This window comes from Yersinia sp. SCPM-O-B-9106 (C-191), assembly GCF_026183365.1.
In the GTDB taxonomy this organism is placed as follows: Bacteria; Pseudomonadota; Gammaproteobacteria; order Enterobacterales; family Enterobacteriaceae; genus Yersinia; species Yersinia rochesterensis.
Genome location: NZ_CP110791.1, coordinates 3998043 through 4015990 on the forward strand (window position 1 = coordinate 3998043; position 17948 = coordinate 4015990).

The following is a 17948-nucleotide window of genomic DNA, read 5'->3' on the forward strand; positions in this document are numbered from 1 at the left end:
ACGTCGTGGAAACTAGACGCCCAGTTCTTGGTACAGCCGCTTGCACGCAGATCCATCTTCACGGAACAGATGACAGCGATAGGGCGGTAGACCGATGGAGAATGTTGCACCTTCTTCTACCAGCACCACGTCGTTCTGGCGGTAGACCAGGTTTTGACGTATTGCAGGGATTTGGATGTGAATTTGAGTCTCATTACCCAGTTGCTCTACCACTTGAATCTCGCCTTCCAGCGTGACTTCAGAGGCACTGCTTGGCAGCAGATGTTCCGGGCGAATACCCAAAGACATATTTGCGCCGACCTGAACCTGGTCACCTTCGACCGGCAGCCACACTAACTGACCATTTGGATTTGGCAGTTCAATCTGTACCTGACGAGGTTCAACGGCAGTCACTTTCACCGGTAAAAAATTCATTTTTGGCGAGCCGATAAAGCCCGCAACAAAGCGGTTAGCTGGGTAGTGGTACAGCTCAAGTGGCTTACCGACTTGCGCCACATTGCCCGCATCCAACACCACAATTTTGTCGGCCAAGGTCATGGCTTCGACCTGATCGTGGGTGACGTAAATCATGGTGCGTTGCAGGCGTTTATGCAGGCGCGATATCTCGATGCGCATCTGTACCCGCAGCGCCGCATCCAGGTTGGAAAGTGGTTCGTCGAGCAGAAAAACGTCCGGCTCTGCAACCAAAGTCCGGCCAATCGCTACACGCTGACGCTGACCACCTGATAAAGCCTTAGGTCGGCGGTCCAACAGGTGAGCCAGTTGCAGCACTTCAGCTACCTGATTCACTCGCTGGTTAATTTCCGCTTTCTTCGCACCGGCCAATTTCAAGCCAAAAGACATGTTCTCTGCCACAGACAAATGGGGATAAAGCGCATATGACTGGAACACCATGCCGATACCGCGCTCAGACGGCGGCACTTCATTCATCCGCTTACCACCAATCAACAACTCACCCGAGGTAATGTCCTCAAGCCCGGCAATCATCCGCAACAGTGTCGATTTCCCACATCCGGATGGCCCAACAAATACAACAAACTCACCGTCATCGATTTCCAAATTGATGTCTCTGGAAATCACAGCCTCACCAAAGGCTTTATAAACGCCGCTCAGCGTTACATTAGCCATCTGTTACTCCTTTGCTTACGCAAACAACTTTTCATATGAACCTGACTGAAGAAAAATGGCGGAAGCAAATTCCGGCATGACCCGTCGATGACTCCCAGCCCCTGATGATTCTCTTGCAGCGCGCCGTACCGCCATGCTTGCACAAGGTTGCCCCGGACGACGTCGCGGCCTGAGTATAGGGCCGCACGTTGTTTAACGCTGCAACGTCCTGATCTGGCTGAGTAATAATTAACCGAACAACCACGTTTTGTTGGTGAACGCATAGCAAAGATGCTGAGTTTCAAGGGTACCGATGCTGTTTCAATGACGGTGCCGCTTTTCAATGTTGCCGATAATGCGGGAGTGTCACTATTTGGTAATCATCCGTAACGAGGTTTTTCATGGGGGAGGAGATGGGAGGATGAAAGAACGACCCTAGGGAGCAGAAGTTCCATCACAAATACAAATACGTGATCAGCCACGCAAATTTCGACCTACATTATTGTGTCTGGCACCACAGAATAGGCAGCAGTGTTAAGTGGGTCACAATAACTCGTCGGGGGGCGTAGAGAGGGGGAGGATGATGGTGCATCCAGTTGTGACTCAATATGGCAGCGTAATGTATTAGTACATGTAATAAATGTATGAATGACTCACAAGAAAGTCGGTACCCACAAAATTGGATAAAAGGATTGGATTATGACTCGCAGCTTCACAAAATCCGGCATTGGTAAGACCGCACGTGTTTTGGCCCTTTCAGCGCTAACCACGCTGGTGCTCTCTTCCTCTGCTTTTGCCAAAATTGAAGAAGGTAAGCTGGTTATCTGGATCAATGGCGATAAAGGCTATAACGGGCTGGCAGAAGTCGGTAAGAAATTTGAGAAAGATACCGGCATCAAAGTCACTATCGAGCACCCAGATAAACTAGAAGAAAAATTCCCACAAGTAGCTGCCACTGGCGATGGCCCGGATATTATCTTCTGGGCACATGACCGCTTTGGTGGCTACGCGCAATCGGGCTTATTGGCCGAACTGCACCCGTCTAAAGCTTTCCAGGACAAACTGTTCCCGTTCACATGGGATGCCGTTCGCTTTAATGGCAAACTGATTGGTTACCCAATTGCAGTCGAAGCACTGTCACTGATTTACAACAAAGATCTGGTTAAAGAAGCACCGAAGACTTGGGAAGAAATTCCAGCATTGGATACCGCACTGCGCGCTAATGGCAAGAGCGCCATCATGTGGAACCTACAAGAACCCTACTTCACTTGGCCACTTATCGCCGCTGACGGCGGTTATGCTTTCAAATCTGAAAACGGTGTCTATGATGTCAAAAACGTCGGTGTGAATAATGCCGGTGCGAAAGCCGGTCTGCAATTTATTGTCGATTTAGTGAAGAATAAGCACATCAATGCCGATACTGATTATTCCATCGCAGAAGCGGCCTTTAATAAAGGCGAAACCGCGATGACCATCAATGGCCCGTGGGCATGGTCCAACATTGATAAGAGTAAAATCAACTACGGTGTGACCTTGCTGCCAACTTTCCACGGCCAGGCTTCCAAGCCGTTCGTGGGTGTTCTGACTGCCGGTATTAACGCCGCCAGCCCGAATAAAGAACTGGCAACTGAATTCCTGGAAAACTATCTGATAACTGACCAAGGCCTGGCTGAAGTCAATAAAGACAAACCTCTGGGCGCTGTTGCATTGATTTCATACCAAGAGCAACTGGCAAAAGATCCGCGGATTGCAGCCACCATGGATAACGCCACTAAAGGCGAAATCATGCCTAATATTCCGCAAATGGCGGCCTTCTGGTATGCAACCCGCAGCGCGGTGTTGAACGCCATTAGTGGGCGTCAAACTGTAGAAGCTGCGCTGAACGATGCAGCGGCACGTATCGTCAAATAATAGTTTCACCTGCAAAAGGGGCGCGGTTCGCCGCGCCCTGATAACACTTGCTGTAACACTATAACCATACTCAAAGTAATTGATGTTACAGCAAGGCAGCCAATGAACGAATCCCGATGAACTTACACAAGTAAGTGATTCGGGTGACAAATCTGCAGGGAGCAGATTTGAACGCTGCTTGCAGCGGCCTCAAAGAGGCGAGGGCCATGGATGGGCCGAGTAACGAGAGCAGCTAACACCGCTGTAACGTCAAGTACGAAGAGTATGAAAGGGAACATTATGCAGTTATCCCACACCGAGTTTGAAAGCCGTAAAAAGAAAACCGCCTGGTGGCAAAGTGATGTACTTAAGTGGCTGATTATTGGCACTTTAAGCTTATTCACCTGCTATTTAATTGTGTTGATGTATGCTCAAGGTGAATATCTTTTTGCCATTGTGACACTGATTCTGGTGAGTCTGGGGCTGTATGTTTTCGCCAATCGCCGTGCTTATGCCTGGCGCTATGTTTACCCCGGCGTGGCAGGTATGGGGCTGTTTGTCCTGTTCCCATTGATTTGCACTATCGCCATCGCTTTTACTAACTACAGCAGTACCAACCAGTTAACCTTTGAACGCGCCCAATCCGTGTTGATGGACCGGCAGTTCCAGACTGGCAAAACTTATACTTTTGGTCTTTATCCCAGTCATGACCAATGGCGGTTACAGCTCACTAATCCGGATGATAATACCCTCCTGGTTTCTGAACCTTTCAGCCTGAATGCCACAGGCGAGCAAAAAATAAATGTTGTGCCAACCAGCACAGAGCAAACCGCTGAACAAGCTTCCTTGCGAATTATTACCCAAAATCGCCAGGCGCTTAGTGAATTGGTGGCAATCTTGCCTGGTGGTGGTGAACTGCGCATGAGTTCACTGCGCCAATTCGCCGGTACCAGCCCGCTCTATAAGCTCGGTGCTGACGGTAAGGAATTGATTAATCAGCAGACTGGCGTGATCTACCGGCCAAATATTGATGTCGGTTTCTATCAGGCTATCAATGCTGACGGGCAGTGGGAGAATGAAAAACTCAGCCCCGGTTTTACCGTCACTATTGGCTGGAAAAACTTCCTACGAGTGCTGCATGACGAAGGCATTCAGAAGCCTTTCATCTCAATATTTATCTGGACCATTATTTTCTCATTGCTGACGGTCGTGCTGACAGTGGCGGTGGGTATGGTGCTGGCCTGTGTAGTGCAATGGGATTCCCTGAAAGGCAAAGCCGTTTATCGGGTGTTGCTGATCCTGCCCTATGCGGTACCCGCGTTTATTTCAATATTGATTTTCAAAGGGTTATTTAACCAAAGTTTCGGTGAAATTAACCTGATGCTAAACCATTTATTTGGCATCAAACCGGCCTGGTTTAGTGACCCTATCACCGCCAAGAGCATGATACTGATCGTCAATACCTGGCTCGGTTACCCTTACATGATGATTCTGTGCATGGGGTTGTTGAAAGCGATTCCTGATGATTTGTATGAAGCATCGGCAATGGATGGCGCAGGCCCATTCCAGAACTTCTTCCGCATCACTTTACCTTTGCTGATTAAGCCATTGACGCCGTTGATGATTGCCAGTTTTGCCTTTAACTTTAACAACTTCGTGTTGATTCAGTTATTGACCAACGGCGGCCCAGACATGATTGGCACCACTACCCCTGCGGGGTATACCGACTTACTGGTCAGCTACACCTACCGTATCGCCTTTGAAGGCGGCGGCGGGCAAGATTTTGGTCTGGCGGCGGCAATTGCAACACTGATTTTCATCCTGGTAGGCGCACTTGCGATACTGAATTTGAAAGCCAGCAAAATGAATTTTGATTAAGGAGGAGATGCAGATGGCTATGGTTCAACCTAAATCCCAGCGTTTGCGTCTATGGGGCACCCATTTTCTGATGCTGTGCTTTATCGCGCTGATTATGTTCCCGCTGCTGATGGTGATTACCATCTCGCTGCGGCCCGGCAACTTCGCCACCGGCAGCTTGATTCCCGATCAGATTTCTTGGGAACACTGGAAGCTGGCGCTGGGTATGAGTGTGACACACGCCGATGGCAGTGTGACACCGCCGCCGTTCCCTGTGATGCTGTGGCTATGGAACTCCATCAAGATTGCGGTTATCACCGCAATTGGGATTGTTACCCTCTCTACCACCTGTGCTTATGCCTTTGCCCGCATGCGTTTTCGCGGTAAAAGCAGCCTGTTGAAAGGGATGTTAATCTTCCAAATGTTCCCAGCGGTACTGTCTTTGGTCGCGCTATATGCTTTATTTGACCGCTTGGGACAATATCTGCCATTTATCGGGTTAAATACTCATGGCGGGGTGATTTTTGCTTATATGGGCGGGATCGCCCTGCACGTCTGGACCATCAAAGGTTATTTCGAAACCATTGATAACTCACTGGAAGAAGCCGCAGCTTTGGACGGCGCGACACCATGGCAAGCTTTCAGACTGGTGCTATTGCCGCTGTCTGTGCCGATTTTAGCCGTGGTCTTTATTCTGTCATTTATTGCCGCCATTACTGAAGTTCCGGTCGCTTCATTATTGTTGCGGGACGTGAACAGTTACACCCTGGCGGTGGGTATGCAGCAGTATTTGAATCCGCAAAACTATCTGTGGGGTGATTTTGCCGCTGCCGCCGTGCTATCGGCCATTCCGATCACCGCTGTCTTCTTGCTAGCACAGCGCTGGCTGGTCGGGGGTCTCACGGCCGGTGGCGTGAAAGGTTAACGTTTCAAAATTTCATCGTTCAATACCCAAAGTAATTGGAGTTGTCGCTAGGCAGCAAACGAGTGAAGCCCGATGAGCTGACTTAGGTCAGTGATTCGGGTGAGTAAGAGCAGCTAGCAACGCGACAACTTCAAGTAAGAAGGGTATTTTTTCCCCTCTGGTACTGTGTCTTTAGGGCGGCCGTAATGGCCGCCATTTTTATACTTAAAATAAACCGCTATTCTCTTTTTAATCTTTCGGTATTGGCTAAATACAACGTCACCACCAGCAGCAATATGGAACCGGAATAAATCAACGTATCAATCGGATTTTCATGATCGACAATGATCAGCCGGATAATCGCAGTGATCCCGATATAAATAAAATAGCGCAATGGAAAGTGATAACCGGACTCAAAGTACTTAACAATCAACGCAATAAATTCGAAGTACAGGAAGTAAATCACAATCCCTTCAATCAGCATGTAAGAAGACGCATCCTGATTATTGACGAAGAGTACCTTTCCAAGATGAAAGGTTTCCTTTATCAGAAAGACCACCAAAATAGCGGCCAATGCAATCAACCCCACATTCAGTAAACGCTGTAGATTCTTGGCTATCCACTGTGAGCGCGAATTTTTGGCCATAAATAATCCTATTGAAAGTAGGTGAAATAATCCGGGCCGAAAAAAAGCCCCTTACATCAGTAAGGGGCTAATAAGCGCGGATCAAGGAGCTTAGCCCGTTAGCTTAACGCCAGTTCTTGAAACGGTTAATCAACGCATTGGTAGAACTGTCGTGGCTGGTCACTTCTTGGTCATCTGCCAGTTCTGGCAAAATGCGGTTCGCCAGTTGTTTACCCAGCTCTACACCCCATTGGTCAAAGGTGTAAATATTCAGGATAATCCCTTGCGTGAAGATTTTGTGCTCATACAGCGCAATCAAGGCCCCCAAGCTAAACGGCGTGATTTCGCGTAGCAAAATGGAGTTGGTTGGGCGGTTACCTTCGAACACTTTGAATGGCGCAACATGAGCCACTTGCTCCGGCGTTTTGCCCGCAGCGGCAAATTCAGCTTCAACTTCATCCAATGTTTTGCCAAAAGCCAGCGCTTCAGTTTGTGCGAAGAAGTTAGACAGCAGCTTCGCGTGGTGATCGCTCAGTGGGTTATGACTGATAGCCGGGGCGATAAAGTCACAAGGAACCAATTTAGTGCCTTGATGAATCAACTGGTAAAACGCATGTTGGCCATTGGTACCGGGTTCGCCCCAGATAATCGGGCCAGTCTGGTAATCAACCGGGTTGCCATTACGGTCAACATATTTACCGTTGGATTCCATATTGCCCTGCTGGAAGTAAGCCGGGAAACGGTGCATATATTGGTCATAAGGCAGGATAGCTTCGGTTTCTGCACCAAAGAAATTGTTATACCAGATGCCAATCAATGCCAACAGAATCGGCAGGTTTTTCTCTGCTGGCGTTTCTGCAAAATGTTTATCCATGGCGTGTGCGCCACTGAGCAGTTCTTCAAAATGCTCAAAACCCACGGACAGCGCGATAGACAAGCCGATAGCCGACCACAGGGAATAACGGCCACCGACCCAATCCCAGAATTCAAACATATTGTCAGTATCAATACCAAACTCGCCGACTGCTTTGGCGTTGGTCGATAATGCTGCAAAGTGCTTGGCAACATGCTTCTCATCACTGGCGGTAGACAAGAACCAGTCACGGGCGCTATGCGCGTTGGTCATGGTTTCTTGGGTAGTGAAAGTTTTTGACGCCACCAGGAACAGCGTGGTTTCTGGGTTCAGCGGTTTCAACGTTTCAGCAATATGAGTGCCATCGACGTTAGAAACAAAATGCATATTCAGGTGATTTTTGTATGGACGCAGCGCTTCGGTCACCATGTAAGGGCCGAGGTCAGAACCACCGATACCGATATTCACTACATCGGTAATCGCTTTACCGGTATAGCCTTTCCAGTCACCGCCAATCACGCGGTCACAGAACTGTTTCATTTTTGCCAGTACCGCATTCACTTCTGGCATCACATCTTTGCCATCGACCACAATTGGCGTATTGCTGCGGTTACGCAAAGCAACATGCAGTACCGCGCGATCTTCCGTGCGGTTAATTTTCTCACCAGCAAACATAGACTTAATTGCGCCCGCCAGATCAGTTTCTTTGGCTAGAGCTTGCAATTTTTCCATGGTTTCACTGGTAATGCGGTTTTTGGAGAAATCCACCAGCATTTGATCGTCAAAAGTCGCTGAAAACTTGTTAAAACGCTGGTCGTCCTTGGCAAACAGACTGCTGATGGTGACGTCTTTCATCTGTTCAAAGTGTTGCTGTAACGCTTTCCAGGCAGCGGTTTGACTAGGATTAATATTTTTCATAGCGGCGCTCTTCTAGGCTTAAGGATTAATGAAACGAATACCCTGATTGTATCCTGTTACCCTGTGATTGAGATCTCTTTTCTTGCGATAGGTAATATCTCTCGAAACAACTTTTGATCTGCTCCCTGTTTTCTCAAAATGGCAGCCCATCTTCAGACTTTTAATCATAATCTTAAGACTTTCAATCATAGCAGCCGCTCACATTCGGGCCAGTATCCAATCAATTTAGTGATATGAGGGAACGTATTATTAAATATGAAAATACCTCATAGCCATTTCATTGACAGAAAGTGGATAACCCGTTATTTCCTTGTACAGAGAAAAATACAGCCGACTACCCGAGATGGCATCTGACACGAGGTTTTTTAGATGATTTCCGCTTCACAACGACAGGCTTCACAACAGCAGACTGATCCCCAACAGACTCGCAGCACAGCGTCCTCAACTGTCGTCGCCAAATTTGGCGGGACTAGCGTGGCTGATTTTGATGCCATGAGCCGCAGTGCTGATGTAGTTTTATCGAACCCGGATGTTCGTTTGGTGATTTTGTCGGCTTCAGCCGGGATTACCAATTTGTTGGTCGCATTGGCCGATGGTTGCGAACAGGAAACACGTGCCCTTCATTTAGATGAAATCCGCCGTATTCAATACAGTATTCTCACTAAACTTTCTGACCCCGCCGTTATCCGTGAAGAAATTGACCGCATGTTGGAGAACATTGCCATGCTGTCAGAAGCGGCTAGCCTGGCAACCTCGGCGGCACTGACGGATGAACTGGTCAGCCACGGCGAATTGATGTCGACCCTGCTATTTGTCGAACTATTACGCCAACGTCAGGTCGAGGTGGAATGGTTTGATGTGCGCAAAATCATGCGCACCAATGACCGTTTTGGCCGAGCCGAGCCGGACACCCAAGCATTGTCTGAACTGGCTCAGACCCAGTTAGCACCGCGTATTGAGCAAGCCATTATCGTCACGCAAGGTTTTATCGGCAGTGAAAGTAAAGGCCGCACCACGACTCTTGGCCGGGGTGGCAGTGATTACACCGCCGCACTGCTGGGTGAAGCGCTAAATGTTAGCCGGATTGATATCTGGACAGATGTTCCGGGGATTTACACCACCGACCCACGGGTGGTTCCGGGCGCAAAACGCATTGATAAAATTGCCTTTGAAGAAGCGGCTGAAATGGCAACTTTCGGTGCCAAAGTGTTGCATCCAGCCACCTTATTACCGGCAGTGCGCAGTGATATTCCGGTGTTTGTCGGGTCAAGCAAAGATCCTGAAGCTGGCGGCACGCTGGTGTGCAATGAAACTTATAATCCGCCATTATTCAGGGCGTTGGCACTACGCCGCAAACAAACTCTGCTGACCCTGCATAGCCTGAATATGCTGCACGCACGCGGTTTTCTGGCGGAAGTGTTTAACATTTTGGCGCGTCACAATATCTCAGTTGATTTGATAACCACCTCTGAAGTCAGTGTGGCACTAACACTGGATACGACCGGTTCGACATCAACCGGTGACAGCTTGCTGACCAGCTCGCTACTGACCGAACTCTCTTCTTTGTGCCGGGTTGAAGTGGAAGAAAACCTGGCATTGGTGGCAATTATTGGTAATAACTTGTCGCAAGCTTGCGGTGTGGGCAAAGAAGTGTTCGGCGTGCTAGACCCATTCAATATCCGCATGATTTGCTACGGAGCTAGCAGCCACAATCTGTGCTTCCTGGTACCGGGTAATGATGCAGAGAAAGTGGTACAAACGCTGCATCATAATCTCTTTGAATAATAAACTATTTCAATAACAAACCGGGCGCTTTCGTCCGGTTTTCTTATCTCTAACACTGACGATTAAGGACTCTCGCCTCATGTTAGTAAAAATCACCCGGCTGTTCCCTCTCTGGGCATTACTGCTCTCAATCGCAGCCTATTTCCGCCCCACAACATTTATCGGCATTGGCCCTTATGTCGGCCCACTGCTGATGCTGATTATGTTTGCGATGGGGGTCACTCTGCGGTTGGATGATTTCAAACGGGTGTTATCACGCCCAGCACCGGTTGCGGCGGCAACTTTCCTGCATTATCTGATCATGCCGCTCACCGCCTGGATTCTGGCTATGCTGTTCCGTATGCCACCGGATTTATCTGCCGGTATGGTACTGGTGGGCAGTGTTGCCAGCGGAACAGCGTCTAATGTCATGATTTACTTGGCGAAAGGTGACGTCGCGCTCTCCGTGACTATCTCTGCGGTTTCGACCCTGGTGGGAGTGTTTGCGACCCCACTGCTGACTCGTTTATATGTTGATGCCACCATCAGCGTCGATGTGATTGGGATGCTGAAAAGTATCCTGCAAATTGTGGTTATCCCGATTACTGCGGGCTTAATTGTCCATCACTCCTTTACCAAAACCGTGAAACGCATCGAACCTTACCTACCGGCGATGTCGATGGTCTGTATCGTCGCCATCATCAGCGGCGTGGTTGCCGGTAGCCAGAGCCACATTGCCTCGGTCGGTTTCGTGGTAATTATTGCAGTTATTCTGCATAACGGAATTGGTCTGTTAAGTGGCTATTGGGGCGGGAAACTGTTTGGCTTTGATGAGTCAACCTGCCGCACATTGGCGATTGAAGTCGGCATGCAAAACTCAGGGCTGGCCGCCACTCTGGGTAAAATTTACTTCTCACCACTGGCCGCACTGCCTGGCGCACTGTTCTCTGTCTGGCATAACCTATCTGGTTCACTGCTGGCGGGTTATTGGTCAGGTAAGCCGGTAAATAAAGACAAAGAGTAATTCAGCCTATTCACCATGCCCGCTAGCAACGGGCATCTATTCCTTCTATTTTATCTTGCTGTGCCCCTCCCGTTGAAATTTAATCAATAACATCCTGTATTGACCTGAATAGAAATTAAATAATTATAAATTTCATTATTTATCTGTCTGCGAATATCAAAAAATTATTATATTTCAGTTTTTCCTGAATATAACTTAATTCCCAAGCCGCCCCGCCGTTTTTACTTATCAGGGACGGTAATAGTGCTGCCCGTAAATTTGACTCAAGGATGGAGGAGCTGAACCTATTCCGTCAGTGCTCTTCCCCACAGATATCATGATCAAAAAACGCACCGCATTATGTTTTTTATTGAGCACCGGCGCCTACGCTAATACCACTCCGGGGATGGACATTCCCTCGCCGATCAATGAATCGCGCCAAAACTTACAAAATAACAGCAATGAAATTAATCAATTAATAGAAGAGCGCCGTCAACCTCATGCTAAGCAGCCTGAAGCAGAGATAAATACGCCCCAAAATAACGCCCCGGAATTAGACGATAACGCACAATGCCTCCCTATCAGTGGGATTTATATTCAGGGTATTACCTTGTTGACCTCGACAGATTTAGAGTCATTAAGCGTCATACCCGATCAATGTATTAATAGTGAACATGTCAATCTGCTGGCCCGAGAACTCACTCAACTTTATCTTAGCAACGGCTATATTATGGCGCGGGTCCAGTTTATTCCCCCCGACGAAGAGGGAGAACTGGGGTTGGATGTCACTGAGGGTTTTATTGAGAGTATTGAAAGTGATGATCCAGAATTAAAGGGTGAAACTATTTTCCCCAACATGCTGGGCCACCCATTAAATATTAAACAACTCGACCAAAGTTTAGACCAAGCCAACCGTCTCCCCTCCAACAAGATTACTATCGACATATTACCGGGAAGTGAATCTGGCGGGTCAATTCTAAAAATCAGTAATACCCGGTCAAAACCCTGGCATCTGACAGCGTCTCTCGATAATTATGGTAATAAAAACACAGGGAAATGGCTGAGCCGAAATGCATTTTCTTTCGATAATCCATTTGGATTATCAGATTCCATCAGTTTAAATATTTCCAGTACCACCGACAACCCTCAAAAAAACTACAGTCGTGCTTATTCACTCTTTTATTCCGTACCCTATGGGGCCTTAACCCTCAGTGGTTTTGCTAGCTACTCGGAATATCTTTATCCGGTGCAATTACAATTTAATACCATCGAACTACAAGGTAAGACCCAACAACACGGCTTACGTTCTGATTATGTTTTCTATCGCGACCAAGACCAGATTAATGGCTTAAGTGCCCAACTGACCTATAAACAGGCCGAAAACTATTTTAATGACCAAAAAATCGCGGTCAGTAGCCCAACACTGACAATATTTGAACTAGGTGTTAACCATCTGCATATCCTGCCCACAGGTATATTCAATGTAAATCTCAGTATTGAACAGGGATTAACCTGGTTGGGTGCCGATCAGAACTTATCAGCCAGTTATCAAGATAGCCAATTTACTAAAGCCAAAGCCACCATCACCTCTAACCAATATTTCAAATTGTTCGATGACTTTTATCTGTTTAGCAATCAGTTCTATGGCCAATATACCCGCGACCGTTTACCGGGCGTTGAATGGTTGAGTGTCACCGACAGCAATGCTGTTCGCGGCTTTAGCCATAATACTTTATCTGCGGATAAAGGCTGGTATTTACAAAATACCCTATCGCGTAATTTCTCTTTCGGCAACACCACTATAACGCCACGGTTAGGGGCTGATATAGGTCGTATTCAGCAATCATCGCAAAGCTGGAGCAGCGCTATGGGTTTAAGTGCTGGCATCAATGTTAGCTACCGCGATATCAAACTGGATATTGAAGCCAGTCGTGGTCATTTGCTGTCCGGTAAATCAGAAAATAAAGATCCGGTTCAAGTTCTGGCGCGCTTCTCTTATTCCTTTTAATTAACCGCTGCCAGTGAAATCCCGTTTTCATCAACACCAAATAATATGAAAAATGGAGAAGTAAAAATGACACAAAATAAGTTCAAGCTCTCCCCGGCAGGAAAGCTGGCGGCAGCAGTCGCTATTATTTCAGTATCAGTCGCCACCTGTTATGCCGCTGGTATTGTCGGCGCGGGCGATCCCGCCCATAATCCCGGAATTAATTCAGTCAACGGCGTTACGGTAGTCGATATCGTCAAACCCTCGGCCTCCGGTTTATCCCATAACCAATATAATGAATTTAATGTTAATAACGCGGGGGCTGTACTTAATAACTCCCTCAGTTCTGGTCAATCACAACTCGCAGGGCAATTAAGTGCTAACCAGAATTTAAATGGTCAGGCGGCCAATATTATTCTGAATGAAGTAATTAGCCGTAATCCGTCATTATTATTGGGGAAGCAAGAAGTCTTTGGGATGGCAGCTGATTATATTCTGGCTAACCCCAATGGTATTACTTGTGACGGCTGCGGTTTTATTAATACGAATCGGACTTCATTGGTGGTTGGTAATCCATTAGTGGATCAGGGCAATCTACAAGGTTTTGATACCAGAAATAACACCAACCTATTGAATATTGGTAAAGGTTATGCAATTTTTGGTGGGCCACTGGATTTAATTGCGCCACGCATTAATATGCTCGGAAGCATGGATTCCAGAGATAATATCAATATTATATTGGGCCAAAATAAAGTCAGTGCGGATGGAAAAATACTCAAATCAGACGCCTATACTGGCGTCGCATATGACAGTAAAATATTTGGCAGTATGGTGGCTAACAGAATTCGTATTATTAATACTGCGGAGGGGAATGGTGTCAATATGTCGAAAGGGTATACTGGCCGTGAATCAATAGAGATTTCAACGCCTGGCAGACTTAATCTTGATGTCGATTCCGATCCTGAATTGAATTATAACCCTACTCCCGCCAGCTTAAGTGGTAAAAATATAACAATCAGCGCCGGTGATATTTTCACCTCAGGCGATATAATTGAAACCTCTTTTAATGGTTCGACGACACAAACACTCGATCGCACTAAAATTAAAGGTTCTAATATTTCTATTGTTGCCAAGAGAGATAATCACCTTGATGCCGCCATCATTGATGGTAAAAACGTTATTATGCAAGGTGATAATATTCAATTAGGTACAGAAAAAATTACTCATACTCAATCGAGTAGTTCTAAAGATGGCGCTGATGGATTTTTGGGGATAGGTAAGTGGAATAAATCTTCCAATAAAAAATCTGAACAACAAAAAAATATTGGCACCACTATCACTGCAGGGAACAACCTTTCTCTTCAATCAACTAATGGAGATATAAAACTCTCTGGAGCTTCTATCGAGGCGGGTAATAATCTGTCCATCAAAGCCAAGAAAGACTTAAAATTAGAAAGTGTGATTAATAATAATTCAATCCACGATAAAGGCCATGATTATGCACATACCATCAAAGATATTGCCTGGAATAATGAGACAGATACCCAAACACTGAATGAAACCACGCTACACGCGGGTGGAAATATGGGGCTGGCCGCAGAAGGGAAAATTAGCACCAATGGGGTTAAGGCCGCTGCTGGCGGTGATTTATTAATCAATGCCAATGAAGTCAAGATTGATGTACAAAAGACCCGAAACCAGATAGTCACTAACGGCAAAAATGAACAAAACTTAGGTCTAGGGGGTATAGACCATAATAATAACGATAAAAATGCAGAAACCAGCCACCGCTCTGAAATAACCGCTGAGGGTAATATTCTTGTTGTTGGTAATAAAGGTGTCTCTATTACCGGCAGTAAAGTCAAAGGTGCCAAAGATGGTTATGTTCAAGCGGCAGAGGGCGGGATTAAAATCGACAATGCCATTAGTACCACTACTACCAAAATTGATGAGCGCACCGGCGTTGCTTTTAATATCACCGGCAGTTCACATAAAGCCAATAATCGTGATGAAGAGATTACCGGCAGTGAATTAGTTTCAGATGCGAATCTTAAGATTCTCAGTAAAGATAATGTCGATGTGATTGGTAGCTTGGTCAAAAGTGCCGGAGAACTGGGCATAGAAACCCTCGGTGAAATTAATATTAAAGCCGTGGCAGAACAGCAGAAAATAGATGAGCAAAAAACCAAACTCACCATCGAAGGCTTTACCCAGGATGACGGTAATGATCAATACCAGGCCGGGCTGAAACTGGAACATACCAGTGAAAGTGAAAAGACAGAGAGCGTTAAACACCACGGCGCAAGCCTTGAGGGCGGCACAATTACGCTGGATGCAGGGAAAGACGTCACATTTACCGGTTCAAACCTGACCGCCACCCAAGGTAATGCCGAGATTAAAGGTGAAAATGTCTCATTCATCGCAGCACAGGACACCCTCAGCAGCAATAAAGAAAAAGAGACTGTCGGTGTTGATGTTCATTACGACGGCGGGATGGATAAAGCGGGCAGCGGGGCCAACGTCAGTTATGAAGACACGCAAGCTACCACAGATAAATCCACCGCCGTGGTTTCGGGTTCACAGGTCGCCGGTAACCTGAATATCAATGCCGCAAAAGATGTCACTAACCAAGGAAGTGGCCATCAGGTCGATGGTTCATACAACGTCAATGCGACCAATGTTAATAATCTCGCCGCTGAAAACAGTGAAAAAACCGTCACCAATACCACCACAGTCGATGTCGGTTATGGTGCCAATATTGCCTACGGCGAGGTCACCCGCCCGATTAAAGATATGGTAGAAAAGGCACAAGAGCTTGATTTAGGGGGCATGCTTGATGCCGCAGATGAGTTCGGTGGGCCTAACGCCGGGCTGGATATTTACGCCAAAGGTGGAACCAAAGAGACCAGCCTCAGTAGCAACACATCCACCGGAACATCAATCAAAGGCGGCGACATTAACATCAATGCGACGGGCGCGGTCAAAGACCAAGGGACTGAATATCAAGCAGATAAGGGTTCCATCACGTTGAATGCCGCCAGCCACACTTCTGAAGCGGCGGTTAATCGAGTGGAACAGCACATCAAAGAAACCTCTGGCGGCGCTGATATTCGAATTTATACCACCACGGGTAAAGACATTACCGTTGATGGCAAAGGCAAAGGCGGATCTAAAGTTCAGCTTGTTACAGGTGAAATTGCGCAAGTTGGCAGCATGAACGCAGCAAATGGTATCAATATCAATGTTAAAGAAGATGCTATTTATCAAGGCACCAATATGGATGCAGGGGATGGCAAAATCTCGGTCAATGCGGGCGGCGATATTCGTTTTGATCAAGTCACCAACCTGACCAGTGAAAGCCATAATAACGTTGATGCTAATGCCAAAATGAATCTCGGCACTAACACCAATAGCAAAGAATTTGGTGCCGGATTAGGCGGTGGGCACAGTAAAGGCGAAAGCAGCACGTCTATTGCCCAAGTCAGCAATCTTCAAGGTCAACAAGGGGTTGAACTGAATGCTGGGAAAGATCTAACACTGACGGGCACATCATTCGGCAGCAAAGAAAAGGCCACGGGTGATGTTCTGCTGGCTGCTGCTGGCAAAGTCGATATTAAAGCTGCTGAATCTCAGGGGTCAAAACAGGATATGACCTGGTCAGCCAGCGCTAATGCGGGTATCAGTAAAAGTAAAGGCACGGATAATGGCAAAGGAATTAGCGCAGGTATGCAAGTCGATGTCGCCAAAACAGACGAGTCGGCCACGAAACACCAAGGGAGCGTTATCAATAGCTCCGGGGCATTGACGGTTAAAGCAGGCAGCGCTGATAAGCAAGCCATTCACATGCAAAATACCCATATCAATAGCCAAAAAACCACTCTAACAGCAGATAAGGGCGGTATTTTGCTGGAGTCCGCTCAGGACAAAGAGCATAAGAATAACTGGAGCTTTGGAGTAGAGGCCAATGCGCAACAAAACAGCACCTTTAATAAAGATGATAAGGGAATTGCGGATAATAAAAGTAATGAGAAAATCCATGATATCGGAGCCAAGCTTAAAGTTGACATTGATAATGTGAATGCCATAACACAGCAAAACACCCAGATAAACAGCGACAATATTAATTTGCATACCGCCAAAGATCTGATGCTGGCGGGGGCTCAGCTCAAAGCAGAGCATATTAATGGCAATGTTGGCGGTAATCTGGTCGTCGAAAGCCGTTTAGATCAGTTGCATAAAGTCAATGTCTCAACCGCGTTGGGTGCCAGTCACAGTAACGGAAAACAGGACAGTCTGAACACTCAATTGGCCGATTCCAGCCCAATCGGCTCAGACAAGGTCAAGAAAAAACTAGACACCAAATCCAACAAACTGTTCGACAAAATCAAAAAGCAATACGACCAAATATCCAGCAAATTCACCACGAAAGAAGAAGATAATGTCAAAACTCTCAGTTACACCAAAGAGGGCAAAAAAATGACCTTGGACGAATCAACAAGTGAGGAAGAAACTAAAGATAAATGGTGGCAAAAAGGCGCAAAAACCGTCGGTAACAAGGTCAAAAACAAAGTACAAAATGAGTCTGTCAAAGGTGGCAATGGCAAAGGCAAAATTGAAGTAGAAGTCGTTGAAAATGAAGCCGTTGAAGAACAATCCTCCATTAGCGGTCAAGAAACGGTTAACCTGAAAGTTGGTGGAAAAACACAACTGATTGGCGGGAAAATATCTAACCAGAACAGTGATGTAACACTGGAAACCCATGGCCTTGAGTTACAAGATATCAATGGCAAACACACTGAGGGCGGAGCCAGGATAATGGCCTCTTCCAAAGTGACCGAAATGATTGGCAGTGGACTCAGTGATTTGAAAGACGGTAAAACGCCGGTGCTTGGTGCTCATGGCGGATCTGAACAGAAAAATGCTATGGCCGGGGTGACTCGAGGCTAATATTAGCCAGATAACTCAGCAAAAGTGTGATTAAAAAAGGAGATAGCCTATACGGCTATCTCCTTTTTCTTTTCCGAATCATTAAGTTAACTA

Annotated in this window: 10 protein-coding genes and 1 pseudogene; 7 read left to right on the plus strand and 4 right to left on the minus strand. The window is 46.7% G+C overall.

All coding sequences use genetic code 11. The features are described from left to right. Positions 1 to 12 precede the first annotated feature (12 nt). A complete protein-coding gene (gene malK, locus OP863_RS18065; RefSeq protein WP_038638508.1) occupies positions 13 to 1128 on the minus strand; it encodes a maltose/maltodextrin ABC transporter ATP-binding protein MalK in 1116 nt (371 codons plus the stop codon). Positions 1129 to 1143: 15 nt separating this feature from the next. Continuing rightward, positions 1144 to 1372 (minus strand): annotated as a pseudogene (locus tag OP863_RS19970) (hypothetical protein). A gap of 434 nt (positions 1373 to 1806) precedes the next feature. Here OP863_RS19970 and malE point away from each other — a divergent pair. From malE to malG, 3 genes are all read left to right on the plus strand, one after another. Continuing rightward, positions 1807 to 3018, plus strand: coding sequence for a maltose/maltodextrin ABC transporter substrate-binding protein MalE (malE, locus tag OP863_RS18070; protein ID WP_038638505.1), 1212 nt, complete (start codon positions 1807 to 1809; stop codon positions 3016 to 3018). A 279-nt stretch (positions 3019 to 3297) separates the two neighbouring features. Beyond that, positions 3298 to 4875 carry a maltose ABC transporter permease MalF gene (gene malF / locus OP863_RS18075; protein ID WP_145588720.1) on the plus strand — a complete coding sequence of 526 codons (1578 nt, stop codon included), beginning with the start codon at positions 3298 to 3300 and terminating at the stop codon, positions 4873 to 4875. A 13-nt stretch (positions 4876 to 4888) separates the two neighbouring features. Then, on the plus strand, positions 4889 to 5779 hold the full coding sequence (gene malG / locus OP863_RS18080) for a maltose ABC transporter permease MalG (RefSeq protein ID WP_038638499.1): 891 nt from the start codon (positions 4889 to 4891) through the stop codon (positions 5777 to 5779). Between the two features lie 217 nt (positions 5780 to 5996). Here the strand turns inward: malG and psiE are convergent, their stop codons facing one another. Together psiE and pgi are read right to left on the minus strand one after the other, a co-directional pair. After that, positions 5997 to 6404, minus strand: a complete 408-nt coding sequence (psiE, locus tag OP863_RS18085; RefSeq protein WP_004705335.1) for a phosphate-starvation-inducible protein PsiE — start codon at positions 6402 to 6404, stop codon at positions 5997 to 5999. Positions 6405 to 6507: 103 nt separating this feature from the next. After that, a complete protein-coding gene (pgi, locus tag OP863_RS18090) occupies positions 6508 to 8154 on the minus strand; it encodes a glucose-6-phosphate isomerase (protein WP_050292228.1) in 1647 nt (548 codons plus the stop codon). A gap of 369 nt (positions 8155 to 8523) precedes the next feature. Between pgi and lysC the strand changes: the two genes are divergently transcribed. From lysC to OP863_RS18110, 4 genes are all read left to right on the plus strand, one after another. Continuing rightward, on the plus strand, positions 8524 to 9939 hold the full coding sequence (lysC, locus tag OP863_RS18095; RefSeq protein ID WP_038638493.1) for a lysine-sensitive aspartokinase 3: 1416 nt from the start codon (positions 8524 to 8526) through the stop codon (positions 9937 to 9939). A 79-nt stretch (positions 9940 to 10018) separates the two neighbouring features. Further along, on the plus strand, positions 10019 to 10942 hold the full coding sequence (panS, locus tag OP863_RS18100; RefSeq protein ID WP_038638490.1) for a ketopantoate/pantoate/pantothenate transporter PanS: 924 nt from the start codon (positions 10019 to 10021) through the stop codon (positions 10940 to 10942). Positions 10943 to 11258: 316 nt separating this feature from the next. Continuing rightward, on the plus strand, positions 11259 to 12929 hold the full coding sequence (locus tag OP863_RS18105) for a ShlB/FhaC/HecB family hemolysin secretion/activation protein (protein WP_265525683.1): 1671 nt from the start codon (positions 11259 to 11261) through the stop codon (positions 12927 to 12929). Between the two features lie 66 nt (positions 12930 to 12995). Next, positions 12996 to 17855, plus strand: coding sequence for a hemagglutinin repeat-containing protein (locus tag OP863_RS18110; RefSeq protein WP_265525684.1), 4860 nt, complete (start codon positions 12996 to 12998; stop codon positions 17853 to 17855). Positions 17856 to 17948 lie beyond the last annotated feature (93 nt).

Bases quoted from the DNA above. Each gene is read 5' to 3' on its own strand.
- malK (WP_038638508.1), bottom strand. From the start codon at position 1,128: ATGGCTAATGTAACGCTGAGCGGCGTTTATAAAGCCTTTGGTGAGGCT.
- malE (WP_038638505.1), top strand. From the start codon at position 1,807: ATGACTCGCAGCTTCACAAAATCCGGCATTGGTAAGACCGCACGTGTT.
- OP863_RS18105 (WP_265525683.1), top strand. From the start codon at position 11,259: ATGATCAAAAAACGCACCGCATTATGTTTTTTATTGAGCACCGGCGCC.
- malF (WP_145588720.1), top strand. From the start codon at position 3,298: ATGCAGTTATCCCACACCGAGTTTGAAAGCCGTAAAAAGAAAACCGCC.
- pgi (WP_050292228.1), bottom strand. From the start codon at position 8,154: ATGAAAAATATTAATCCTAGTCAAACCGCTGCCTGGAAAGCGTTACAG.
- OP863_RS18110 (WP_265525684.1), top strand. From the start codon at position 12,996: ATGACACAAAATAAGTTCAAGCTCTCCCCGGCAGGAAAGCTGGCGGCA.
- panS (WP_038638490.1), top strand. From the start codon at position 10,019: ATGTTAGTAAAAATCACCCGGCTGTTCCCTCTCTGGGCATTACTGCTC.
- psiE (WP_004705335.1), bottom strand. From the start codon at position 6,404: ATGGCCAAAAATTCGCGCTCACAGTGGATAGCCAAGAATCTACAGCGT.
- malG (WP_038638499.1), top strand. From the start codon at position 4,889: ATGGCTATGGTTCAACCTAAATCCCAGCGTTTGCGTCTATGGGGCACC.
- lysC (WP_038638493.1), top strand. From the start codon at position 8,524: ATGATTTCCGCTTCACAACGACAGGCTTCACAACAGCAGACTGATCCC.